This window comes from Phormidesmis sp. 146-12, assembly GCF_052939495.1.
The window spans coordinates 13,986-38,041 of record NZ_JBJPHS010000029.1 but is presented as its reverse complement, the minus strand read 5'-3'; the positions used below and the strand labels follow the sequence as shown (position 1 = coordinate 38,041).

The 24,056-nt window shown below is 47.6% G+C and carries 26 protein-coding genes and 1 riboswitch; of the genes, 10 read left to right on the top strand and 16 right to left on the bottom strand.

What is annotated here, in order from left to right:
- Window positions 1-39 precede the first annotated feature (39 nt).
- The 3 genes from psbU to ACKFKF_RS14230 form a co-directional block, all read right to left on the bottom strand.
- Window positions 40-471, bottom strand: coding sequence for a photosystem II complex extrinsic protein PsbU (gene psbU / locus ACKFKF_RS14240; RefSeq protein WP_446868300.1), 432 nt, complete (start codon window positions 469-471; stop codon window positions 40-42).
- 197 nt (window positions 472-668) lie between these two features.
- Window positions 669-1,676 carry an FHA domain-containing protein gene (locus ACKFKF_RS14235; protein ID WP_446860826.1) on the bottom strand — a complete coding sequence of 336 codons (1,008 nt, stop codon included), beginning with the start codon at window positions 1,674-1,676 and terminating at the stop codon, window positions 669-671.
- A gap of 157 nt (window positions 1,677-1,833) precedes the next feature.
- On the bottom strand, window positions 1,834-2,493 hold the full coding sequence (locus tag ACKFKF_RS14230) for a DUF3120 domain-containing protein (protein ID WP_446868299.1): 660 nt from the start codon (window positions 2,491-2,493) through the stop codon (window positions 1,834-1,836).
- Window positions 2,494-2,819: 326 nt separating this feature from the next.
- Here ACKFKF_RS14230 and ACKFKF_RS14225 point away from each other — a divergent pair, with 326 nt between their 5' ends.
- The 4 genes from ACKFKF_RS14225 to ACKFKF_RS14210 are packed head-to-tail and all read left to right on the top strand — an operon-like array spanning window position 2,820 to window position 5,949.
- Entirely contained in the window at window positions 2,820-3,719 is a 900-nt protein-coding gene (locus ACKFKF_RS14225) for an undecaprenyl-diphosphate phosphatase (protein ID WP_446868298.1), read from the top strand.
- A 41-nt stretch (window positions 3,720-3,760) separates the two neighbouring features.
- Complete coding sequence (locus tag ACKFKF_RS14220) at window positions 3,761-4,000, top strand: hypothetical protein (RefSeq protein WP_446860829.1); 240 nt, start codon at window positions 3,761-3,763, stop codon at window positions 3,998-4,000.
- A gap of 25 nt (window positions 4,001-4,025) precedes the next feature.
- On the top strand, window positions 4,026-5,381 hold the full coding sequence (locus ACKFKF_RS14215) for a TIGR03279 family radical SAM protein (RefSeq protein ID WP_446868297.1): 1,356 nt from the start codon (window positions 4,026-4,028) through the stop codon (window positions 5,379-5,381).
- Window positions 5,382-5,418: 37 nt separating this feature from the next.
- Window positions 5,419-5,949, top strand: coding sequence for a hypothetical protein (locus ACKFKF_RS14210; protein WP_446868296.1), 531 nt, complete (start codon window positions 5,419-5,421; stop codon window positions 5,947-5,949).
- A gap of 273 nt (window positions 5,950-6,222) precedes the next feature.
- On the opposite strand, the gene ACKFKF_RS14205 is transcribed toward ACKFKF_RS14210, so the two are convergent.
- The 4 genes from ACKFKF_RS14205 to ftsH4 form a co-directional block, all read right to left on the bottom strand.
- Entirely contained in the window at window positions 6,223-7,674 is a 1,452-nt protein-coding gene (locus tag ACKFKF_RS14205) for an SAM-dependent methyltransferase (protein WP_446868295.1), read from the bottom strand.
- Window positions 7,671-8,012, bottom strand: a complete 342-nt coding sequence (locus ACKFKF_RS14200) for a hypothetical protein (RefSeq protein WP_446868294.1) — start codon at window positions 8,010-8,012, stop codon at window positions 7,671-7,673. The genes ACKFKF_RS14205 and ACKFKF_RS14200 overlap by 4 nt, the downstream gene beginning before the upstream one ends.
- A gap of 188 nt (window positions 8,013-8,200) precedes the next feature.
- Window positions 8,201-8,539 (bottom strand): hypothetical protein, encoded by a 339-nt coding sequence (locus tag ACKFKF_RS14195; protein WP_446860835.1) that lies wholly within the window; start codon window positions 8,537-8,539, stop codon window positions 8,201-8,203.
- A 183-nt stretch (window positions 8,540-8,722) separates the two neighbouring features.
- A complete protein-coding gene (ftsH4, locus tag ACKFKF_RS14190) occupies window positions 8,723-10,579 on the bottom strand; it encodes an ATP-dependent zinc metalloprotease FtsH4 (RefSeq protein ID WP_446868293.1) in 1,857 nt (618 codons plus the stop codon).
- A gap of 280 nt (window positions 10,580-10,859) precedes the next feature.
- Here ftsH4 and ACKFKF_RS14185 point away from each other — a divergent pair, with 280 nt between their 5' ends.
- Together ACKFKF_RS14185 and ACKFKF_RS14180 are read left to right on the top strand one after the other, a co-directional pair.
- Window positions 10,860-11,759, top strand: coding sequence for a phosphodiester glycosidase family protein (locus tag ACKFKF_RS14185; RefSeq protein ID WP_446868292.1), 900 nt, complete (start codon window positions 10,860-10,862; stop codon window positions 11,757-11,759).
- 12 nt (window positions 11,760-11,771) lie between these two features.
- Window positions 11,772-12,383: a DNA-3-methyladenine glycosylase family protein gene (locus ACKFKF_RS14180; protein ID WP_446868291.1), complete on the top strand. Its 612-nt coding sequence runs from the start codon at window positions 11,772-11,774 to the stop codon at window positions 12,381-12,383.
- A 77-nt stretch (window positions 12,384-12,460) separates the two neighbouring features.
- Here the strand turns inward: ACKFKF_RS14180 and ACKFKF_RS14175 are convergent, their stop codons facing one another.
- A complete protein-coding gene (locus ACKFKF_RS14175) occupies window positions 12,461-13,195 on the bottom strand; it encodes a glutathione peroxidase (protein WP_446868290.1) in 735 nt (244 codons plus the stop codon).
- 472 nt (window positions 13,196-13,667) lie between these two features.
- Here ACKFKF_RS14175 and ACKFKF_RS14170 point away from each other — a divergent pair, with 472 nt between their 5' ends.
- Both ACKFKF_RS14170 and ACKFKF_RS14165 read left to right on the top strand, forming a co-directional pair.
- Window positions 13,668-14,735, top strand: coding sequence for a hypothetical protein (locus tag ACKFKF_RS14170; RefSeq protein WP_446868289.1), 1,068 nt, complete (start codon window positions 13,668-13,670; stop codon window positions 14,733-14,735).
- A gap of 234 nt (window positions 14,736-14,969) precedes the next feature.
- A complete protein-coding gene (locus ACKFKF_RS14165) occupies window positions 14,970-15,542 on the top strand; it encodes a TIGR04376 family protein (RefSeq protein ID WP_446860841.1) in 573 nt (190 codons plus the stop codon).
- Between the two features lie 284 nt (window positions 15,543-15,826).
- Here ACKFKF_RS14165 and ACKFKF_RS14160 read toward each other — a convergent pair whose 3' ends face one another.
- Window positions 15,827-16,198, bottom strand: a complete 372-nt coding sequence (locus tag ACKFKF_RS14160) for a hypothetical protein (RefSeq protein ID WP_446868288.1) — start codon at window positions 16,196-16,198, stop codon at window positions 15,827-15,829.
- Between the two features lie 852 nt (window positions 16,199-17,050).
- Between ACKFKF_RS14160 and ACKFKF_RS14155 the strand changes: the two genes are divergently transcribed.
- A complete protein-coding gene (locus tag ACKFKF_RS14155) occupies window positions 17,051-17,326 on the top strand; it encodes a hypothetical protein (RefSeq protein ID WP_446868287.1) in 276 nt (91 codons plus the stop codon).
- Window positions 17,323-17,694, top strand: a complete 372-nt coding sequence (locus ACKFKF_RS14150; RefSeq protein WP_446868286.1) for a clan AA aspartic protease — start codon at window positions 17,323-17,325, stop codon at window positions 17,692-17,694. The genes ACKFKF_RS14155 and ACKFKF_RS14150 overlap by 4 nt, the downstream gene beginning before the upstream one ends.
- Window positions 17,695-17,721: 27 nt before the next feature.
- Here ACKFKF_RS14150 and ACKFKF_RS14145 read toward each other — a convergent pair whose 3' ends face one another.
- From ACKFKF_RS14145 to ACKFKF_RS14115, 7 genes are all read right to left on the bottom strand, one after another.
- A complete protein-coding gene (locus tag ACKFKF_RS14145) occupies window positions 17,722-17,877 on the bottom strand; it encodes a hypothetical protein (RefSeq protein ID WP_446868285.1) in 156 nt (51 codons plus the stop codon).
- Between the two features lie 96 nt (window positions 17,878-17,973).
- A complete protein-coding gene (locus ACKFKF_RS14140; protein WP_446868284.1) occupies window positions 17,974-18,837 on the bottom strand; it encodes an energy-coupling factor ABC transporter ATP-binding protein in 864 nt (287 codons plus the stop codon).
- The gene (cbiQ, locus tag ACKFKF_RS14135; RefSeq protein WP_446868283.1) at window positions 18,824-19,624 is read right to left on the bottom strand and encodes a cobalt ECF transporter T component CbiQ; all 801 of its coding nucleotides are present in this window, start codon (window positions 19,622-19,624) and stop codon (window positions 18,824-18,826) included. Before cbiQ ends, ACKFKF_RS14140 begins: the two co-directional genes overlap by 14 nt.
- Before the next feature lie 17 nt (window positions 19,625-19,641).
- Window positions 19,642-19,932, bottom strand: coding sequence for an energy-coupling factor ABC transporter substrate-binding protein (locus tag ACKFKF_RS14130; RefSeq protein WP_446868282.1), 291 nt, complete (start codon window positions 19,930-19,932; stop codon window positions 19,642-19,644).
- A gap of 2 nt (window positions 19,933-19,934) precedes the next feature.
- Window positions 19,935-20,690, bottom strand: coding sequence for an energy-coupling factor ABC transporter permease (locus ACKFKF_RS14125; RefSeq protein ID WP_446868281.1), 756 nt, complete (start codon window positions 20,688-20,690; stop codon window positions 19,935-19,937).
- A gap of 17 nt (window positions 20,691-20,707) precedes the next feature.
- A riboswitch (cobalamin riboswitch) is annotated at window positions 20,708-20,866 on the bottom strand.
- A gap of 126 nt (window positions 20,867-20,992) precedes the next feature.
- Window positions 20,993-21,733: a class I SAM-dependent methyltransferase gene (locus ACKFKF_RS14120; protein WP_446868280.1), complete on the bottom strand. Its 741-nt coding sequence runs from the start codon at window positions 21,731-21,733 to the stop codon at window positions 20,993-20,995.
- 23 nt (window positions 21,734-21,756) lie between these two features.
- Window positions 21,757-23,847 (bottom strand): caspase family protein, encoded by a 2,091-nt coding sequence (locus ACKFKF_RS14115; protein ID WP_446868279.1) that lies wholly within the window; start codon window positions 23,845-23,847, stop codon window positions 21,757-21,759.
- Window positions 23,848-24,056 lie beyond the last annotated feature (209 nt).

The following is a 24,056-nucleotide window of genomic DNA, read 5'->3' as shown; positions in this document are numbered from 1 at the left end:
CAGAGAGCGAAAAATTAGAACACGTAGATTTTTTGAATTTTAGCGATAAATCCCGTTGTTGATGCGATCGTCGCCTTCTACAAGCTCCTTCGAGACTTCACTAACCGTGAAATTGTCCAAATTGGCTTGCAAAACTTCCTTTTGTTTCTCACTCAACCCAGGAATTTTCAGGACATCTTCAACGCTTTCATAGGGAGCATTTTTGAAGATCAGACTTGCCAGCGTTGGATACATGCCCTGATATTGGCGGAACGCTCGAAGATTGGTGTTGTTTAGGTCAATTTTTTTACCATAGTCTGTTGCCATTTTGTCTTCAACCGCATTGCGAAGCGGCTCGGCAGCCAGCACAGCAGACGGACGGACAGACCCAAAATTGCTCAGATTTGCAGCCGTTGCACTCTGAGACGCGCTAAACCAACCCAGGCACACAATCAGGCTCAAGGTGGCAATAAATCGAACGAAACGTTTCATGTTAATTTCCCTCCCACTCGATCGAGCAGACTCTCGACACAGCTTTTATTAGAGCCTATCATCTCCGTGATACAAACTCTTAATCAGAGGGTTTGAGTTTTCAAGTTTGAGAAATTGAATTCCTCAGATCCAAATCAATTCTGAAGATTCAGACGCTTGAGCAATGCTTGAGCAATGAAAGTTAACTCGACACTGGGTTAACTATTTGATCCAACTTTGAGTTGTAGAAACGTATCGAGATCCGCAAATGAGCAGGCATGAGTCAGCGTCGGAACGTCGTAGCCTTTAAGGTGAACGGTGTATTGCTCAAAAAACTGAGCATCTGCCACCAGGGTCGAAAGATGATGGTAAGTGGTTTCACCCAAAGCAATATCTAGACCGATCTGTTTGGTTGAAGATTCGAGGCGAAAGGCAGCATTGACGGTATCTCCGAGGGCAGTGTAATCGGGGCGATCGCCACTCCCTGTATTGCCAACCATCGCGTAGCCTGTGTTGATCCCAGCGCCAATGCGTAAAGGAAAGGGTAAGGGATACTGATTGTAAAGATTGCTGGTCATCGTATGCAGGGCCCCCACTGCCTGAAAGATTCTCAGCATTTCGTCGCGGCTGACTCCCTGGGGGCCATGCGTCCAAACTGCCATCACTGCGTCACCGATGTACTTGTCAACCCAGCTTCCATACTCGCGAATAATGTCGCCCGCCCGCCGAAACCAGGTGCCAATCACTTCTGAAAGTAGCTTTTCGTCTAGCTGGCGCGTCAAAACTGTGAAGTCTCGAATATCGACAACCAGCACAGAAATCAGTCGCCGAATATGCAGCGTCGCGGTCGCGGTAAATTCTTTGGAGTCTATCCCCATCGAAGGGTCGGTCGGATGATGAATCGGGCAGTAAAACTCAAGCTCTGTTTGCCCAAACGTCAAGCGATCGCCATTTTGCAGCGTTACCGGAATGCTCACTCGTCGTCCGTTAACAAAAGAGCCATTGCGACTTCCTAAATCGATCAGATAAAACTCGCCTGTCTCCATTGACTGCAACATGGCATGGTTGCGCGAGATCCAACGATCAGACAGCACAAAATTATTATCTTCACTACGTCCGATCGTCCAACAGTTACCGCCAACCAGAGGAAACCGACGACTTCCAGAATCAGTCCGTAATACAAGGTGAGGAGTGGGTTGCAAAGTCACCACAGGTTTAGAAGTCAATAAGTCTTTCCTATGATGCATCCTGACATCGCAAAACGTGTCAGTGTTCACGCCTGAAAACAAGTAACCTACGCATCTTTGGGCTACTCAACTTTTCAACTTCTCAAGGATGAGATTTTTTTTCAAGCGTGATATTACTGACCTACTAAAGCTTTGCTCAAGCGAGAGAAGCCGCAAGCCAGAATAAACCATCTACCAAGATTGTACTCAGAACTGCTCCACTGAACGCTAACCAATGCAACTTTTGGGGTCTAAAAGAAAAAATACCGACGCTAAAGAGAATTGTTGCTAGGATAGCGACCCAAAAAAGCCCCCAGGCAGTGTTAACTTGAGCGATCGCTTGCTGAAAAATTGGGCGAACAAGATCCGGTTCGGCCTGCATCACCTGTCGCCAAGCCGGGATCAAACCAACCAGGTAGAAATAAAGATCAGTCAACACCGTGCCAAACAAAGAACCCAGATAGAAAAGGTTGCCTACCTTGCACGATCCGCGCGACAGCCCCCAAAGAGCGATCGGCAGGGCGATCGCTTCTACGGGTAAATGTAAGGTCGGTTCCCAGCGCAGCCATCCCCAGTAGATCGATCCCGCCATCCAAGTCCAAGCAAATCCTGTGATTAGGTCTCCCCAGATTTGAGTGTTGAGCTTAGATGAGAGCTTTGAACCTAGCCAGAGCCAGCCTGCGGTCAACGCCAAACTTACCAGAGGCAATGCTCGAACCAAAGGCGCTTCAAAGAAGACAGGCACGGCAACCAGAAACACTGCGCCCCCAAAGACTAACCAGGGTCGAACAGCGGATGTATTCTCAGCAGAAGCCATTGCTTCGGAGGTCTGAGGTTGATAAATAGGGTTAGCAGTGTACGGGTAGGAAATCAAGGGATTCTTATTTCTGATTAATTTTATTTACTTAACTTAACATTACCATACAGACCTCGGTCGGTTAAACGGCGTGACTCTGTAATAAATCTTAAGAAGTTTATCCCCCCTGGGGGTATTCCTGATTTTAGCGGATTTTCCGGAGTGCGATCGCAAATCATTGACTGGATCAGCAGAGAGTCATAGAAACTTAGCTGCTAAGACACAAGTTTCGGATAAACTAGTCGCGCAAAGACGACCCCGATCGCTCAATCACTCCACAGGAACGCATGAACTTTTTTGAACTCAACCCCGATTGGGGCGCTTTATTCAACGCTGGGCACTTCTTGCTACAAGCTGCCGACGCTCCAAAAAATAATCTGCTGGTTGGTTTGTTTCAGGCGATCGTGCTGGGCATCGTTCAGGGAATCACAGAATTTTTGCCGATTAGCAGCACGGCCCATTTGTTGATTTTTCGGGATGTGTTTGGCTGGACGCAGCAAAAGTATTTTATTGATGCGATTCAGTTTGGTAGTGTGATTGCGGTCGTGATGTATTTTTGGTCAGATATTCAGCAGATTGTGACGGGTGGTTGGTCAGCATTTCGGGAAAAAGATTGGCAGCGTGAAGAGTGGAAACTGCTGGTCGGTATTGGAGTGGGTACGATTCCTGCATTAGTCGGTGGGCTACTGCTCAATGACAAAATTCCAGAAACGCCTCTGGTGATTGCGGTGATGTCGATCGTGATGGCTCTGCTACTGGGTTTGGCAGAACAAATCGGCAAGCGTAAACGCGGCTTTGAGTCACTGCAAATTAAGGACGGAATTTTGGTGGGGGTAGGGCAGACGATCGCTTTGTTTCCGGGGGCTTCTCGATCGGGGTCTACCTTGACGACAGCCTTGTTTTTGGGACTGAAGCGAGACACCGCCGCTCGATTTTCTTTTTTGTTAGGAATTCCGACCTTGACGATCGCTACCCTTTATCAAGCGAGAAAAGCGATCGGGAATGTCGATGAATTGCTGCCTTTGCTAGGGGGAATTGTCTCAACGTTTATCTTTTCTTATTTGTCGATCGCTTGGCTGTTGCGCTATCTGCAAACCAAAAATACGCTGGTTTTTATCTGGTATCGTCTGACGTTCGGCGTGGTACTGCTGTTGGCGATCGCGACAGACTTGCTGAAAAACGTCTGACTCAGGAGGCTTAGAATAAGAAAAGCACGGGTGAAAGGATCATGACCGAGCAATCCGACGACGACCAACGAAATTTTAGAGACAGAGACTTTCAGCAACAGGTTTTGGAGCGGCTGGATCAGCTATCTGATCGAGTTGATAAGCTGTCTAGTGATGGGGAACGGTTTAACGATCGCTTTAGTGACTATCAACAGGCGACTCAATGGGTCGTGCAACTGGCTTTTACGCTGATTGCGTCTGCGACGGTCACGGTCATTCTCACCACGGTTTTCAAACGCTGATTAGACATTTAGCTTCCCAACTTCCATGAGCGATTCTTCCATTCGTCCGGCTTTAATTACGGCTGTGTTGCCCAATTCGATCGCCGCAGAAATTGGCTTTGAGTCGGGCGATCGTCTGGTTTCGATCAACGGGCAAAAGCCGCGTGACTTGATCGATTATCAGTTTCTCTGTGCGGATGAAGTGCTGGATCTCGAAGTGCTGGACACGAGTGGCAAAACTCATCAAGTCGAGATTGAGAAAGACTACGACGAAGATTTGGGGTTGGAGTTTGAAACGGCTTTGTTTGATGGCTTGATCCAGTGCAACAATCGCTGTCCGTTTTGCTTTATCGATCAGCAACCGCCAGGAATGCGGCAGACGTTGTATTTCAAAGATGACGATTATCGTCTGAGCTTTTTGTATGGCAGTTATTTGACGCTGACCAACTTGACGCAGCGAGAATGGGAGCGCATCGAACAAATGCGGCTGTCTCCCTTGTTTGTCTCAATCCACGCGACGGAAGCCCCTGTGAGAACCCGGTTGCTCAAGAACGATCGCGCGGGGCAAATTTTGGAGCAGTTGAAATGGTTTGACGATCGCGATTTACAGATTCATGCTCAGGTCGTGTTGTGTCCTGGAATTAATGATGGCGAGCATCTGACGCGCACGCTGTTGGATCTGGCGCAGTTTCACAGAGGGGAGATCCCGGCGATCGCTTCTGTAGCCGTGGTGCCTGTGGGATTGACGCGCTTTCGTCCTGATCAAGATGAGTTGATTCCGGTGACTCGCAAAAAGGCTCAAGAAGTGATTGCTCAAGTGCAGCAGCTTCAACAACAGTTCAAACAACAATATGGCTCGACGATCGTGTGGCTGGCAGATGAATGGTTTTTGATTGCGGGTCAGGCGTTGCCGCCGGAGTCCCATTACGAAGACTATCCGCAGATTGGTAATGGAGTGGGGTCGATTCGGCAATTTTTGAAAGAGTTTCAGTCACAGGCAAAACGGCTTCCTAAAAAGGTGTCTCCTCGTTCCTTTACCTGGATTGTGGGCAACGCGGTCGAGCAAGCTTTTCAGCCGATCTTGAGCCGACTCAATCAGGTTCAAGGTCTAACAGTGAAAATGGTGGCACTCAATAGTCAATATTGGGGTCAAACGATGACGGTGACGGGCTTACTGACTGGGCAGGATATTTTACAAGCGTTGCAGGGTCAGGAGTTACAGGATGGGATTCTGCTGCCTTCTTTGATGTTGAAGCATGGTGATACCGTGTTTTTAGATGACATGCGTGTTGAAGATCTCGAACAAAAACTCAACACCAAAATTTGGATCGTCCAGGGTATTGATGGACTGATCGAAGCTTGTCAAACGTCTGGGGTGGAGAAAACAGCCGCTCCTTGCTAATCTGATTGGATGAACAATCGCCCTCACCCATTTCACCGTGGCTAAATCAACCAACAAAGCTTTAGAAGTCGAGGAAATTCAGCTTCCGGCGAATCTTGATCGTCAAGCAGAACGAGACTTAATTTTGGCGGCCATCGATAAATTTATTGAAGTCCGTAAGAGTGAATGGGGCGATTTGCGATCGCAGGTGGGCGAGTTTAATCCCTATGTGACGCGATATGACATGCTGCAAAAGTTTCGCAAAGCGATCGCTCAGGGCGAATTGTTGAGTCAGTTTCCTGAGTTGAGCGGCAGTCTGGTGGAGCGGGTCTTTCCGATTTGGCAAAAGTTGGCGAGTTTGGCAGTTGGGCAAGCGATCGCTTGGGGACATCCCATTTCGCTGAAGTCAATTTATATGCAGCTTGATCACATCACCTGGGACGAGTTTTTGAGTGAACTGGCGCAAATTAACCAGACCGAATTTGAGTTGGTGCCGAGTCGGATGAAAAATTGGATGGTGGGCGATCGACAGGTCGGAGCGCTAACGTTTCACCGAAACTTGGGCATTGACAATCACAAGGTAGATTAATTTATCTAATTTGTCGATCGCTCAACCGCCATCACTCAAAATCTAGGCTAACGAAGTAGAGGCTAGTCAACTGTTTAACGACAGGTATTCAAAAACTTTCAGTCTGATGGTTTTAACCTGATAGCTAATTTCGGCGTTGCTGAATCAGGGGATGAATTGCCCCACGGAGGGAACCCCAAGGTTCAAAGTCCCCCATTTTTGGGGGATTTAGGGGGCGGAAAGATTGACACTTCCCAACAGATTCATCCCTCCAATCAGCAACGCCCTAATTTCTTACAATTTTGAGGCTAGTCTTTCTGCTAAAGCAGGTAAGTTTAGACTGTTCAAGATGCTGGATTTAATTGGGCGTTTTTCATCCCAAAAGATCAAAGAGGAGTAAAAGTCTATTGCTGGCGAAGAAGTTAAAAGTGTAAGTGTTTGAGTAGCAACTTGTTCATCTTCAAAACTGAGAAAGTAAACGGTGTCGTCAAAAACAATTGGTTTGCCGTTCATTTGCCCAACCAACCGAAAGTCTAGTTTTTTGTAGAGTCCACATATTGCAATTTTCCAGGGCGCAAACGTGTACAAGCCAACTCCAAAGATAGAGAAACGAGAACTCTTCTGATGAATTTTGCTTTTTCTGTTCTCTAAATAGTCTGAATGAGTCTCTAAATAGTTCCAGGTTTTGGGAGCTAAAGTTTGGATATATTCAGTTGGCTCACCAACGAATCTTTGAGTGACCAAAACATAGCGATTAATGCTTTTTATGCGGTTTTGTGCAACATCAGAACCTTTGACTAAAGGAAACAGGCAAGTGTCTTCAATATCAACAACTTCCCCCAATCCATTCATAAATGCATTATCAACTTTACGAAATTCCATCACGCTTGAGCAATCGTGCTTAATGCCCGATCGCCATTTCGCTTCCCTCTTGGGATCATGTAGATTTTCTAATTGATCAAAAGAGCCTGTATCTCTAATTGGAATATTATTTCGGTAACCTATCCGGTAGTGAGTATCCGCCTCAAGACTATTGAATACGTCACAGAAGTAGTTTTGTGAATCCAAGTCAAATTTACAGAATAGAAGACAAGCATCAACAGTTGCGTTGAAATATTTTTTTGCATCTATTTTGTAAGTTGAGCAGTAAGAAAGATTTGAATTTTTGGACTGAATATAATTTAATAGTTTTCTTGCAACAGAAGTCTTACATAGCATTGCAAGATAGGCATCCTGTTTCTGCAACCATTGGGTAGCGTTAATCAACATCCACTCAGAAATGTCAAAATTGCTTTTACCTGTAATGGCATCCAAACCGTTGTGATTTTGAAAGTTAGTCTTTTTAGGTAAATTTTTGCTCCCAGTCATTCCTTGTTGAAAGTTAGTAACCCAGGGAAAGTTCCCCAATACCAGAATTTTTTCGCTACATTGAGTTTTCATCACTGAAGACCAATCAAACTCAAAGAAATCTCCTGGCTGAATTTGAATTCTTTTGTCTTGTAGCCGACTATTTTTTCTAATTTCTTGTAAATAGTTTTGGTTTCTCTCAACTCCGATGATTTTACTGGCTGATGGAAATGAATGTGCAGAAGCTTGAATAAAGTTACCAATGCCACAGGTTGGCTCAACAATAACGTCAGGATTTACACCAAGCTCTAACAACTTATGACAAATTTTTTCAGCTAACTCTAATGGAGTTTGAAAGTCTCCATACTCTAATTTTGACTTAGAGACAACCTGAGTCATACAACCGCTCTATAAACAGCAACAACACCTTCTTCTTGCCCAGCCCGCTCAAGGGCTCTCCCATATTGAAGCCGCCACTGCAAAGCATTGGAGTTTTGAAAATCGGCTGTTCTCTCGGCAGTGACATAGATGGTGTGCAGAATACTTAAAGTTGCTGTGCGGATGGTGCTATTGTCTGACTTGTCATAGACAAAAACAAGTAGAGAATATCCAAGTCCAAAAATCTTTTGTCGTGCAGATTTGAAGGGGCATGACGACTGAGGTTGTCTGACGCTGGTTACTTTTACATCAACAAGCAAGCCTGTAAAATCAATACCACTGGCTGAATTACCCTCCAAAAACTCATATTTTCCCTTTAAGTAAAGCCTGAATTGTTCTAAATATGTTCCAATAGCTTTACCGTCTGTGACACCCTAGAGAATAGGCTCTGGATGCTGAGACTCGATCGCTGAGAAGCTTGCTGCTTCAGAGCATAAGGCTTGTACTGTTAAAATCGGCATCTGTGGAAGCACTTTATTTACCATCGCTACCGTTCATCTGTAGAAAAGTCAGCAGAATCTTCGTCGATCGCTTCCATCCGATGCTGATAATAGATTTCTAGGTCTTCAGGACTAATTCGATTTTTGGCTGGGTTAGAAAAGAAGGCTTTGACGCGAATGTAGAGGCGCAATCCCTCTGCTCCAGCATCTTCTCGTGTTGCCTCCTTAAAGTCTTCTGGAAAAGTCTCACTGACCTTGAGCCAAGCGTCTTGAAGAATTTGCTCGATCGCTTCGCTGGGTGCTTTGTCTAGTAAAGTTTCTAGCGCTTCTAGAACGTCGATCGTTTGGAGAATTTCGGGCGTAATTTCTGGTTGAGAATCCGACATTTTTGGCAGATGGATGATTAAAAGATAAATGGGTTTTGGAATAGCGCGAATGGCTGACTAATTCACTAATCACATTGTAGACAGCAGCAGGTCAAAGACTATCAGAGAGGGCAAAACAAAAGCGGAACCTCAATGAGAATTCCGCCTGCTTTTATTCAATTACTGATGCAATGACTGAGAAGACTAGGAGACAGCGACTTTGTTGACCTGACCTAAGAGTGCGTATAACTCTTCCCCTTCGATCACTTCAGTTTCGAGCAGCTTTTGGGCGATCGTTTCCAGCAACTCGCGATTTTGTTTGAGAATGTCTAAGGCGCGGTCGTGGGCTTGTTCCACAATTTCCTTGACTTCACTATCGATCGCTTTGGAGGTTTCTTCGCTGACGGCTCGACGCGGATTGGGCGATCCTCCCAAAAAGTTGGACTGTTGTTGCTGATAGGCAAGTGGGCCAAGCACTTTGCTCATGCCATAGGTGGTGACCATGCGTTCGGCTAAGTCAGTGGCTCGCTGCAAATCGTTTGAGGCTCCGGTGGTAATGCTGCCAAAGACGACTTCCTCGGCCGATCGTCCACCCAGCAATGTGGTGATTTCGCCGCGTAGTTCGTCTTCGTTCATTAAGAAGCGATCTTCGGTCGGAAGCTGCAACGTGTAACCTAGAGCTGCCATGCCACGAGGGACGATCGAGATCTTTTCGACCCGACCACTTCCTGGCATTGCGTAGCCGACCATCGCGTGACCGACTTCGTGATAGGCGACAATTTTCTTCTCAGTTTCGTTGAGAACGCGGCTCTTTTTCTCTAAGCCTGCTACGACGCGCTCGATCGCTTCGGCAAAGTCTTCTTGAGCGACGGTTGTGCGGCGGTTGCGAGCGGCGAGTAGGGCGGCTTCATTCACCAGGTTGGCCAGATCTGCGCCAGCGAATCCGGGGGTGCGAGTGGCGATCGCTTTCAGATTGACATCATCGCCCAGCTTGACTTTTTGAGAGTGAATCTTGAGAATGGCTTCCCGTCCTGACAGATCGGGGCGATCGACGAGTACCTGACGGTCAAAGCGACCTGGGCGCAACAGGGCTTGATCCAGCGTTTCGGGGCGGTTGGTGGCTGCCAGAACAATCACCGTCGCGTCGCCTGCGGCAAATCCATCCATTTCGGTGAGCAACTGGTTGAGGGTTTGTTCACGTTCGTCGTTGCCGCCGTAAAATCCGTTGCTGCTGCGGGACTTGCCGATCGCATCCAATTCATCAATAAACACGATGCAGGGTGCTTGCTTTTTGGCTTGATCAAATAGATCGCGAACTCTAGAGGAACCTACGCCTACAAACAGTTCAACGAATTCTGATCCTGAAATGCTGAAGAACGGTACGCCTGCTTCGCCTGCAACGGCTTTTGCCAAAAGGGTTTTACCCGTTCCAGGTGGCCCAACTAACAAGACACCTTTGGGAATTCTTGCGCCAATTTGCAGAAATCGAGCGGGTGTTTTGAGAAAATCGACGATTTCGACTAGCTCAGTTTTGGCTTCTTCGACCCCAGCCACGTCTGCAAACGTGATTTTGGCTGATTCGCCTTCGACGTAGACTTTGGCTTTGCTCTTGCCGATCGACAGTGCCCCTTGAGGCCCACCGCCGCCCCGCGCGATAAAGAATTGCCAAACCCCAATGAAGATTAAGGGAGGCAACACCCAGCTTAGAAGCGTCGTGAACCAACCATTTTTAGGCGGTGGCGTGGCTGCAAATTCGACCCCTTTTTCTTCGAGTAATTTGGGTAACTCTAGATCAAAGATCGGTGTCGTAGAAAAGACTTGTCCAGGCTGTCCGCTTTCACCTTTGATCTGATACCGAATCTGATTTTGACCGACAGAAACACGATCGACTTCCCCTTCTTGCACTTGATGAATAAACAAGCTGTAGGGAACGCCCGGAATCTGTGGCCCAAACAAGTTGGGTAACAATAGATTTGCGAGGAGAAACAACCCAGAAACGCCCAGCAAAATGTTGCCAATGAGACGTGGACGAGACGGAGTTGGGTTTTCTTTGATGCTCATAGTGTGACCAATCCTTGTAATTTTAGACTTGGCATTTAGAGGAATCCTTCAAAGTTATGTCGATCGAGAGAGTCAAAACATGTACCAGAAGATCTAATCCAAAGTCCAAAATGGTTCAAAGTGAACTTTTATTTATGTAACTAAACTTAACATCTTGGCAACTGGGACGGTCAGCGCTCAGGCTTCGGTTTACCGTACTCAAAGCGATGTGAATAGTAGATTTAGAATTTTGCAGTTTGATTTTAGCAGGCTGATCTGAAGGGCAAGTGAAGAGGCGAATATGAGAAAAGTTTGGCAAATTGGATTGGTTTTAGTTGGATTAAGCTTGTCGATCGCCGTCGTATTTCGTTCTTTGTTCCCATCTGCTCAGATTCCGATTTCTGTGTCGAGTTCGGTTCCTCAAACGATTCAATATGAATCACGATTGCTTTCTCATAGCGTTGTTCATATTGTCAAAATTCCGTTGCAAAATCAATTTGAGGTGATGCCTGTTTTATCAAATGCTACCGAAACGATCGAACAGTTTGCTCGACGAGAAGGCGCAATTGCAGTCATCAACGGCGGATATTTTGACCCTCAAAACCAGCAATCGACTTCCTATGTTGTTGTCAATGGGCAAGTGGTGGCCGACCCAAAACAGAACGATCGCTTAATGGAGAATCCGACGTTGAAGCCTTATCTAGAGAGGATTTTGAATCGCTCGGAGTTTCGGCGCTATCAATGTGATCAAACGATTCGATATGCATTTGCGCTGCATCGTGATCCAGTTCCATTAGGATGTCGGCTTGAAAGTTCTCTCGGAGGTGGGCCTCGTCTGCTACCCAAACTCACTGATGAAGAAGAAGCCTTTACCGATTCCCAAAATGGACGTGACCCGATCGGCATCAATCAACGGAATGCAAGAAGCGCGATCGGGTTGACTGATACCACAATCATCTGGATCATGGTTGCCCAAACCAAGCCCTCTGATGGAATGTCACTCATAGAACTCGCCAACCTGATGAAAAGTCTAGGAGTCAAAACGGCGATGAATCTGGATGGGGGCAGTTCGTCAGCGCTGTATTACCGGGGCAAAACCATTAACGGTAAGGTGGATGAGACTGGAAATCGAGTGAAGCGACCCCTTGCGGGTAACTCGAAGAGACCAGTTAAATCAGCCTTGATCATCAAACAAAAATAATCAAACTAAAAAATGGACTATACGATCGCGCTTGCTCATCTCAAACAGTCTGATCCAATCTTGGCAAATCTGATTGATCAAATTGGGGATTGCACATTAGATCAGGCGCAACAGTCGGGTGATTTATTGTTTTCGTTGTCACGATCGATCATCTCACAACAACTGTCTACAAAAGCCGCAAAAGCAATTCACACCCGGTTTTTAGCCTTGTATTCTGGAGTGCCGACCGCAGAGACGATTCTCAACACATCAGACGAGAATTTACGAAGTGTGGGATTGTCTCGATCGAAGACGCTTTACATCAAAGACCTCGCCCAGCAAACACTAAACGGATTGCCAACGATATCAGAATTAGCAACGCTAGAAGACGAAGCGATCGTTGAGCAACTTACCCAAATCAAAGGCATCGGTCGGTGGACAGTGCAAATGCTGCTGATCTTCAGACTCCATCGCTGGGATGTATTGCCCGTTGACGATTTAGGAATCCGCTCAGGCATCCGTCGCGCCTACAATCTAACCGACCTACCCAACTCAAAAGCGATCGCTCAACTCGGACAGCCGTGGCAGCCTTATCGAACGATCGCTTCCTGGTACTTATGGCGCAGCTTAGAACTGAAGGAATGAACAACAGGCAATGAAATTCAAATGATGGAATGAAAAGGTTAAACGGCGATCGCTCATCCCTCATCCCTCATCCCTTCTTACACCGCTCCCAAATAAGCCGCCAACTCCTCAGATCCGCCGACCAGCTTGCCATCAATAAAGACTTGAGGAACCGTCGCCGCGCCCGTCATCGCCCGGACAGAACGACTCGTCACATCGCGACCCAACACAATCTCCTCATAGTCCATGCCGTGATCTTGCAGCATCGCTTTAGCCCGCGCACAGAAAGGACAACCCACTTTTGCAAATAGAGAAACCAGCTTGGGTTTTTGCGCCTGATCGTTGATATAACTCAGCATCGTCTCTGCATCAGACACCACAAACGGATCGCCCGGCTCTTCTGGCTCAATAAACATCTTCTCGATCAGACCATCTCTGACCAACATCGAATAGCGCCACGATCGCTTGCCAAATCCCAAATCATGTTTGTCTACCAATAGGCCCATCCCTTCGGTAAATTCACCATTGCCATCAGGAATCAGTGTCACATGGTCGGCTTCTTGATCTTTAGCCCATTCATTCATCACAAACGTATCGTTGACTGACATGCAAACAATGTCATGAACCCCATTGGCTTTGAAAACTTTGGCCAGTTCGTTATATCCCGGCAGGTGTGTAGAGGAGCAGGTCGGCGTGAAGGCACCAGGCAGCGAAAAGACAACAACGGTCTTCCCGCCAAACAATTCTTCTGTTGTGATGTCTACCCACTGGTTGTCTTTGCGGGTGTGAAATGTAGCGTTGGGAACGCGCTGTCCTTCTCGGTTAGGCAACATAGGTAAGCTCCTCGATTAGTGAATTAATCAAAGCGTACTCGTAATGAGTATGAGTTGTCAAGCCAAAGGGCTTCTACTTCTTCTTTAAAAAGCCTCTTTTTGGAGAAGACGAATCGAAAACAACTCCACCTCACAAGCAAGCTCACCCAAAAGTAACACTGTTTTTCTTGGTTACTGAGAATCGGGTTGATTTAATATCACATGTAATCTCAGTAAGCAGTTTCTAGAACCGTGGGTGTCATTTCTGGAGGAATGATAATTTTTGCGGAAGTGCTGCAAGCGTTGACTTTTGGGGTATCATCTCTCGATACTTCACTTTTAGGTGCTCTCTACCTAAAGATAGATTCGTGAGTGGGATTGAGCGCTTTAATTAGATTTGCGCGATCGAGAAAAATGATCAGACCGTGACAGATACAGAAGTTCAAGGGTGCAGTCAGCCAATTATCCGTTTTGATCGACTCTCATAAAAACCATGCCTCAAGATGTCACCAGCCAAAAATCGCTTCTAGATGCTCAGTCCTGGGAACAAACCGAAGCTCTACCAGAGCCATTTCAGGTCGATTCTTTTGCCGATCGCTTGATGGATGATCTGTTTGATGATGTTGAGCGACTGTTAGAGGGTGCTGTTCCGCCTGCGACTCCCGTTTCGGTCGAAGCGCCTGTCAAACGCAAACTAGAAATTGCCCCGCCGCCTCTCTCTTCAGGGCTGTTGAGCGCTCCCAGCTTTCCTCAATGGAAGCCAAAAATCGACACTGACGATCTGGCACTCCCCGAACTGGGCGAACTCACCAAAACTAAACCTCCCGAACCTCGTCGCAGCACCTTCGATCGCCTCCTGATAGTTACCTGTTCAACCTCTGCGATCGCGGCTTTAGCGATCTGGTCAATTCAACAAGGCGTTCCGGGTCGAATTTTATCTGCGTTAACCTCCGCTCCGGCTCCTACAACGGTGGCTCAAGCGCCTCAGCCCGTCGATACGAATGCTCAGTTTTCTGCCTATGTGCAGCGATCGTTGGAGGCAATCGATCGCAAAGCGACTACAGGTAAGTCAGAAGGACTGCCCACTGCTCCTTATAATGGCGGGATGCCAACGGTGCCAGTGCCCAAAAATCAGCCCCCGGCAAGGTCTTCGACAACATTACCCAGAGCGCCGATCACGATTAATATGCCTGCTGCTCCGGCGGCCAGTGTGCCTGACAATTCTCGCAATCGTGAGCTAAATCAGATTTTGACGCGGCTGGCTAGTGTGTTAGAGCGACTTTCTCCGACGGCGAATCGTCCGGTGAGCGTTCAACCTGCGGCCCCGATCGTGCCTCAATCAGAAGCGACTGGCCCTCAGCGAACGATGGTGGGCGTGTTAGAAGGGGCTGACCCCTCGAAATCAGTTGTTTTGTTTGAGATGAATGGGGTGACTCAGCGCTACTACATTGGTGAAAGCATCGGGTCGAGCGGTTGGAGTTTGGTGGAAGTGTCCAAACAATATGCGACTGTGCGACGCAATGGGCAGGTGAGAACGCTTTCTACAGGACAAAAGCTTTAGGGTAGCGATCGGCTTTTGGGATCAAAAATTAAATAGCTCATAATTCTGACTGGCGGTTCAAACCGTTCTGACAAGCGCAAAATCTGGCTTCGTAGACTAGAAGGTTTTTAACTGCGAAGACAAGTTTTGTTTGGGTCGCCGTGAATTGATTCGCTGGGTTCATTTAATTCACGATCCTTAGCGATTAGACTAAGGAAAAACCTAGAAGCCACTTGCGATCAGGAGCCGTAAATCATGGGTCTGTTTGACGATTTTAGTCAGTTTCTTGAAGCTCGACTTGATGAGTTTTTGCGTAACAATCCGCATCTTGAGTTGCAGGCGCTCGAAGAAAAGCTACGTGATCAAGAGCAGGAAACGCGGCGACTGATGGCAGACCTTCAGTTAAAAGAGAAGCAGCTTCAAGAAGAGATTTTGACCACGGCGCAAGAGATTCAGCGCTGGCACATTCGTATTGAGAAAGCCAAAGCAGGCGGGCGGATGGATCTTGCGGAACCTGCTCAAGCTCATGAGGCGGCTTTGCTAAGAGAAGGCAACCAGAAATGGGGACAGATGGAAATGCTCAAGGAACGGCTCAAGCAAACGGAAGCGCTACAGCAAAAAATTCAGAAGCGCCGTCAAGAAGTCCAAACGGAACTCACGCAAGCTCAGACGGCCCGTGCGGCTCAAACCGAACAACGCTGGGCGGTCAATGGCTGGAATCAAAGTACGAACCATATTCATAACTCAGCCGATCCGCTAGAGCAGCAGTTTACCCGCTGGGAAGCTCAAGAAGAGTTGAATCAGATGAAGCGAAAAATGGGCAAGTGAGGGCTGTTGAGATTTTTGGCACAACGATAAAAAACGAGGGATGAACAGATAAATGAGTTCTCAATCATCCCTCTTATTTAGCGTCAGTTCGATGAACGCTTCGCTTTTAGATCCAGGAACGCCCCCTAAATCCCCCACGAGTGAGGGACTTTGAACCAGAATTCCTCTCTGAAAGTCCCCCAAAATTGGGGGGTTGGGGGGCAGGAGCCGTGAACAACGAAGCGGAAAAACTCTCATCGAATTCACGTTTATTTAGAGTGTGAATCAGGTTCGCGATCGACTCCCTAAAGTTGAATTGTCTTTTTGTCGTGCAATTCCTCCAGGTGGATGAGTGAACTGTCGCCGATGACGATATTGAACTTCACTAAAGAACGTTGGGCTTGATATCCTGCTAACACGCGAATGATTTGATATTCAGTCGTCAAGTCGCTGGTGCCATCCCATTTGAGAATTGCCAGTTTTGTCGAGGCAATTTCACTCAGTTGTTCAACAAATTCTTCAACGAAATCGATCACGTCGGGAAGAATGCCAGAGGACATCAAGATTAGTCGCTCTTGCAAATCCAATGTGACCATGACTCGATAGCGTCTAACGGATGAACATTGCAACTCAAAGCTAAACGAAACCGAGTCAGGAAGGTGTTTCCTAACGGCCATGTTTTTATCCTCTCTATTTAGTGCAAAATTTAGTGCAAAGAGGACGGGAACGCTGACGGCTCAAACGTTCCCCCGTTGTATGAAGTGTATGCAGGATCTTGATTCCAACCTTTCAAGATCCCATCGCAAAGCAGACGTAGTACAATCATGAACGCCTCCAAAGTTAGTCGTTTTAACTTAGGTGGAAGTCCTCGGAGGTCTGATCTGGTTCATCAGATTTCCGGGGCGTGATATCCACCTGCGGACATCTTACACAGATTTTTGATTTTTTGGAAGACTGAATTTTTTGAGAAGTGTGAATTGACTTTTGGCGATCGAATGACGAGGAACCTCAGTCCGTAACATCGAAATACAACCTTGTCACTGAGCATCAGGGTTCTGAAGCTAAGGAAGCGCTTTCGGCAACTCGATCACACAAAGCTGAAATTAAGGAAGCGCGATCGGCAACTCGATTACACAAAGCTGAAATTAAGGAAACGCTTTTGTTAAGTCGATTACACGAAGCTGAAACTAAAGAAGCGCGGTCGGCAACTTGATCACACAAAGCTGAAATTAAGGAAGCGCGATCGGCAACTCGATTTTGGCTTGAGACAGATGAGTTGACACAGCTATCCGAGATGTTGCTATAGCGCTTAGGAAGAACGTTAACGAAGCTCAACTTGATAGTGTACTGACCAACCTGCCAACCGCAGCCCGTGACTTCTGGTGCCCATAGTTGTCATTGTTATTAGAAAAGTGTGAGCGCATTGTAGTAGCAACAGTTAGTGAGCGATCGCCGCCTAACAATAGGCTCTGAGGTAGACGATTGCTTAGGTTAAAATTCAGGAGTAATGTTGCAACGAGGTCAAGGCAATGACAGTTCGCCAACCCCGCTACAGTAAAGAGGAATTCGCTCGACGTGGCGACGAGATTTATGAATCTCAAGTGCGTTCTCAAGTTGAGGAAGGTAATCATGGCAAGATTGTGGCGATCGACATCGAAACCGGAGCCTTTGAAGTGGCTAACACGACGATCGAAGCGACCGATCGCCTTTATGAGCGTGTGCCCGATGCACAGCCTTGGGTGATTCGGATTGGACATCGCACCGTTTATCGGTTTGGTTCGCGGAGCCTGAAGAAGCCAGTATGATGCAAGGTTTCGTGAATCAAAGTTGTGAAGCGATCATTCCGGTGGTTGTTGGTCATAGCAGAGCACGTCAGCAAATGGTTCAGGTAGTGGTCGATACAGGCTTTACCGGATTTTTGTCGCTCCCCTTATCTATCATTGAGTCGCTGGAATTGCCTTGGATATTCCGCGATTCCGCAACGTTGGGCGATGGTAGTGAAGTTCTTTTTGATATGTATCGCGCCTCTGTCATCTGGCATGGACAATATCAAGTTGTGGATGTGGCAGCATCAGAGGCAGAGCCGCTTATCGGCATGAGTTTGCTGTATGGCTCTAAACTTCAAATTGAAGCAGTTGAGGGCGGCATTGTGGCGATTGAAACCATGATGTAGTTAATGGTCATTTCGTTGAGGCAAGGTCTAACAATGCTGTTGGAGCAGCGGAAAGAGTCTTCTCGCTTCGTTGATAGTTCTTTCGTCGTCGCGCAACAGAACCGTTAACTGGCTAAGTTTAGGGGTAGAGAATGGCGGTAAGTCAATAATTCGACATTGCATGGGGTGCGATCGCAGTGCCATATCCAACTTTCAATGACTGCGGATGGTGGTTGATACTAATAATGTGTTTGAAGGTTCCACCAAACAGGACGGTGCTTCAGTGATTTTTGTGAATCGTTATTCATATCGAAGCACTTCTAAAATGCGGTTTCGCAACGGTTCAACAATTCTCTCTTGTAGTGATTTAGGTTCTTGAGACAAGGCTTCTGTCACCTGATCTAAAACCTTAAATACTAGAGGAATTTCTAATTGAAGCTGGTTGAGAGTGTCGCGTTGAGCAAATACATGCTGAGGCGTTCCTTCTAAAATGAGTTGCCCTTTGTTGAGGATAAAAATCCAGTCGGCCCAACAGTAGGCTAAATCTAAATCGTGAGTGGCCATGACGATCGTCGTTCCCCTTTGGTGAATCTGACGTAGTTTTGCCATCAGATCGCGGGTTTGACGTGGGTCGAGGTAGGCCGTTGGCTCGTCTAACAGCAATAGTTCTGGCTCAAGCACCATAACATCGGCGAGAGAAACGCGCTTTTTTTGCCCCAAACTTAAGTGATGAACGGGACGGGCGGCCAGTTCAGTAAGGTTGAAAGCGGCGATCGCTTCCCCAACTTTTTGAATCACGTCTGCATCTGGCAAACCTAAATTACACAGCCCATACGAGATATCTTCTTCAACGGTAGAGGCCACTAGCTGCTGTTCGGGATCTTGAAAAACTAGCCCGACTTTTTGACGAAGATTGAGCAGGGAGGAGCGACCCCTTGCGGGTAACTCGAAGCGATCGTAGCGAAGCGGTGAACCTTGCCAATGAATTCGTCCTTTTTGGGGTTTGTAGAGTCCGTTTGCTAAGAGAAACAGCGTGGTTTTGCCGCAGCCATTTTGACCAATTAAGGCACAGCGTTTGCCTGACGGAATGCGTAACGTAAGATTCTCAAGGGCGGGTTGATCACTGCCAGGATAGGTGTAGCCAACTTGCTCAAATAGAAGCATAGTGCCATCCCGTGAGCGCGACTAAAATGACACACCCTAACAATGCCTCAAAGCTGTAACGTTTGGAGGGATAATAACGCCGCGAGTGACATACCCGAAACTCTCCAGTAAAGCCACGGGATTCTAAGGCGAGAGAGGCTTGACGATAGTTTTCTAAAGTACGACGAAGGAGTTGCCCAATTAGCAGCCCCAGACTTTTGATCCAAAGTTTTTGAGTATGGTAGCCGTTGCGCGATCGCTGCGCCATCCAAATCTCATTCGCCGTGCGTAACAACACAAAGATAAATCTGTACATCAACATCAAGAGATCAACTAATAATACAGGGCACTCAACGCGACGCAGAATGTCTAGAACTTCAGTAAAGGGAATGGTCAACATGACAAAATAAATACAGGCAGTAGAGGCGATCGTTCTCACGCCCAACACACTTACCTGCTGCATTCCTTGATGACTCAGATAAATAAAATGATCGTTCCAAACGAATCCCTGCCACACATCAGACTGAACCAAAGATAAATTAGATAAGGCAACGCTGCTGACAACAAATGCAGGCAGACTAGTCAACCAAAACCCAATCGGAATGAAAAGCAGCCGCAAATAGATCGAAACCGAAATTCTAGCATAAGCCACAATCCAAATGCTCACCCAAACAGTAATCAGGATCTGTATGGGAGCAGAAGTGCAATAGGTAATCGACAAAAGCACGATCGCAAACAGCAATTTTTGACTCGGTGGCAAGTGGCGTAGTCGATTGGTGTAAGCGATCGTATCAATTTGCAGGGTCATGTTTGGCAGAATACAGGCTATTGATCATCCTTGCGCTGCTGCGATCGACCTTTGTATAAGCCCAGAATGTAACCTGTGATGCCTGCCCCGATCGCCGCTTGAGCTGCAAATAAGAAAGTTTGCACTTCGGGGCCAGAATCCTTGAGCACAGGCTGAAACCAGGGTTTGTAGTCCGGTCGAATCTCTTGAATTGCAGTTGAATTGTGACCGTCGGTTGCTCCAAACTCTCTGCCCTGGAGAACTAACAAAGGGCCAAGCGATAAAACAACTACGCCGATGAGTAATAGCCAGTTCGATCGTTTATTCATCATTATTGTGGTTCTCTTAATGCTTTCAGGGTTTGCAGTTCTTGTTCTCCATAATGCTGTAGCCAGTTCCAAACTAGTACCGTGAGCAACCCTTCAGTCACGGCTAGGGGAACTTGGGTAATGGCAAAAATACCTGCAAACTTGAGAAATGACGCAATAAAGCCACCTTGCACAGCAGGAAATGCTAATGCAAGTTGTACGGCGGTTACCAGATACGTGATCAAATTTGCCAACGCCGCGGCTAAAAAGATTGCAACCTTTTGATACCCAGTTCGCAATACAAGATGGTAGGTGAAATAGGCCACGTAAGGGCCCACGATCGCCATCGACACCATATTTGCACCCAGCGTTGTCAAGCCTCCATGCGCCAGCAACAACGCCTGAAAGAGCAAGATTAATCCCCCCAGCACAGACATCACGGAAGGGCCAAACAAAATTGCGCCCAGCCCAGTCCCCGTCGGGTGAGAACAGCTACCCGTCACCGAAGGAATTTTGAGCGCTGACAAGACGAAGGTGAATGCGCCAGACAGTGCCAGCAATAGCTTGAGTTCGGGGTTTTGTTGAGTGATGCGGGTGAGCGATCGTAGCCCCAGCAAAAAGAACGGCAGCGCGACCGCCCACCAAAAGATTGCCCACCATACAGGCAAAAACCCTTCTGAAATGTGCATGGCGTAAGCAGGACTTGCTGAAGCTAGAAAAAGATAGCAACTTAAGCCAGCCATCAATCCCAGGCTGACCCATTTTCGACGTGTCTTCATCCTGTACCTCGCAGATAAGACGATGGGCGCGATCGGCAGGCATTCTGGCTCAAGAGTAGATTGATGAACGAATCAAAACTCTCTTACAGTTGCGGGACAGCGGTAGAATTACACTACACTTTCCCTGTTTCCTCCGACGGCTGCTCCCCGTCAGAACCGATGCGTGGAATTTAGCATACTGGATCAAAAGCAAATTAGAAAGGAATTTGCCTCGATCGTTACACTGCGGTTTTCGCAACAGTCTGGCTGGCGGTTCAAACCGCGCCTACAAGAACGACTCATAGCAATTTATTCAGTGACAGTCAGGCTAACTTTGGCTTCTCGAAGATCATTAAATGCTGCTGAGGTAAACCGTTTCTAGTTTCCTGATAGATTAATCCGACTTCTGCCATTTCTTTTTTGACTTGTGCTTGCGTCATTTTGTGCAGCGCTTTGATCAAAATTAAAGGATTCTCACCGCGATATTCAACAAGCGCCACTTTTCCTCCGGGTTTTAAGGACTTGACGATCGCCGCCATCATCTCTTGGGGATACTCAAATTCATGATATGCATCGACCATCAACGCCACATCAACACTGTTTTCGGGCAGATTGGGATTGGTGACACTGCTCAAAATAGGCTCGACGTTGGCAATGTGTTTTTTGGCTTTGAGGTCGTTGAGAATCTCGATCATTTCGGGCTGAATGTCTACTGCAAACACCTTGCCCTGAGACAGACGAGGCGCAATCCGAAAGCTAAAATAACCCGTCCCTGCACCAATATCGGCAACCACATCGGTCGGTTTGAGATCGAGGGCACTGATCACTTTTTGCGGTTGTTCTTCGCCCGATCGTCGGGGACGCTCTAACCAACCTGCACCTTCGTGGCCCATCACCTGAGCAATTTCACGATCGAGATAAAATTTACCAATGCCATCAGAACTATGCTGCAATCGCTTCTCATACACAGATGTATCGGCTAAAACAACGCTGGGCGCATCGACCCAACAATGCAGCGTGAATAGAACCAGCAATACAACACGCAAAACTTTTTGAATGAACATGAGTACTTTTCTCAAACAACTTGTCAAACAACTTGATAGACAAACCGAAAGGTCGCCCACTCATTGATATCGAGCAGATAACTTTCGATCGCGCCTACCGTCTTCTCAGCATTCTGACTCGCTTGATGCAGGTCTTTGAGAATCGCTTGGGCCACTTCTAAAGGTCGCTCAATAGAGCGAATTCCTGACTGTGAGGGCGACTGCACCAGGCTTTGAGTTTCACTAAAGGGCGCACGGCTACAAATTAGGTGAGTTTCGGCAAGCCCGATCGGACTGCGAACCGTCCATTCCAGCGTCGGCACCGTCAACACCGTTTTGGGAGAAACCGCCGCCTCATCTGCCCAAATCACAAACGACTGACCGCTATTATCCAACCCCAACAACACAAAATAAAGCGGCTGATCTCCCTGATTTTCGAGGCGATATTGCAGGGAGGTGCCGATCGCCAGCGTCAAGCGTTTGCCTTCTTGAGCGCCTGCATTGGAAACCATTCCTTGAGAAACGCGAGCCGTCTTTTGCTGGATCAAAACCCGCTCTAAAGAAGACTTCTCAATCAATTCTGCTTGAATTCCCAATGTCTGCGATCGCGCATTTACCGTCAGATTCAACAATTTTGCGGCGAGTAACCGTTGCAGGTGAGGCACCAATCGTTTGACGGCTAGCTTGACCGCTTCGCCCGATTCTCCATTGGTGTTGGCGATCGCCACTTGCCCCTGCGAAAACAACCCATACCCCGAAGGCGGCACTACCCCGGCGATCGGCGCGGTCGGCAAAGCGGCCACCTGAGTCGTCTCGCGCACTTTACCAAACAAAAAATCCGCCGCCTGCTCCCCCGCAATCACGGCTGACACGGAGGAAATCGCCGAAAACGCACTCACCGCATCGACTCGTTCAATTCGCTCTAGGCTGCTCTCGATCGCCACCGTCAGCCCCAGATTGTGAGGAATGATTCGTACCGCTTCTTGTACCCATTGCCCGACCTGAAGGGGAGCCGCAGAATTTTCGCTTTGAATTTTTGCCTTTGCGGTCAGCCCGTCTTTGGCGTAAATCTGGAGGCGAGTCCCGGTCGAAACCGTCAATAGAGCCTGGGTGCCTTGTTCGAGTTGAGCGGGTAAACTTGCTAACCAAACTTGAGCAACGGTGTCCTCGATCGCGGTGATCACTCCATCTGCCCCCGCATCGGATAACTGAATGTGATAAGGCTTTAAGGGACGATCGCGGCTTTTCTGACCTGCTAGATTGGGCTGTTGAGTATCCACTCGTCCGATCGCTTCGGCTGTTTGAGTCAGACTAAATCGCAGGGTTGTCGCGGGCGTTGAATGCCAGAGTTGTTGCGTTAAATAATAAGTAAACAGTCCCGCACTAAAGCCATTCCATCGAGCTTCGCTGGCTGTTTGGGAAGCAGTTGCCGCCGTCAACACTACACCTGGAATTTGACCCGATCGTCGCTGTACACCCACCTGAGCGCGATCCAGACTCAACGCCGCCAAACGTTGTTCTTGAAACGCCAATTCTGCATCATCTAATCGAGCCATCGGCAAACTGGGACGCGATCGCACCCGCAAATTTCCTAAAAGGTTCATACCCGAATAGACATAACCTGCATCCAGAACTGTTGTCACCTGGTCAGTTGACAATGATTTGAGCAAGAGTAACAGCGTTTCTTCGGTTAGTCCGATCGCAGATTCATCAAAAGCGGGTTCGTCACTGGTGATTAGCTGAGTTTGTGACTCTTCGATCGTCGTTCCCGTATTGATCAAATTCCCATAGCCACTAAAGTGAAAAACGACCACATCGCCCGACTTAGCCTGATTGATCAAATGTTGAGTAAAGGCGGACTCAATGTGCGATCGTGTCGCCTGCTGATCGGTCAAAACCAACACATCCGAGGGATGAAACCGAAAGCGATGAATCAAGAGTTCTCGTTGCAGTTCGACATCCGTTAGACAGCCATTGAGACTTGCGCCCCGATATTGATTGATGCCTACCAGCAGCGCCAATCGACGAGTTGTAGGCTGTGCCAGCACTTGAGAATAGCGATCGGGTGCGATCGTCAGGCCGCCCAGTCCTGCCAATAGTAGTCCCGTCTGTTGTAAGAACGATCGTCGTTTCATGTCAACGCTCCAGCCCTGCTAACAGCGTAACAGGAGGGATGAGGGATGAAGTCTAAATCTAGTGTAGGGTAGTACCTTCGTGCATATCATGGCCCTGAGCAACCACGGAGGATTGCCCCTACAACCAATTACAACTCACTCAGCAAGGACAAACATCAACCGAAATCGAACCCAGAACCGCCTCCTAACAAAACCCCCTTTCATTCCTC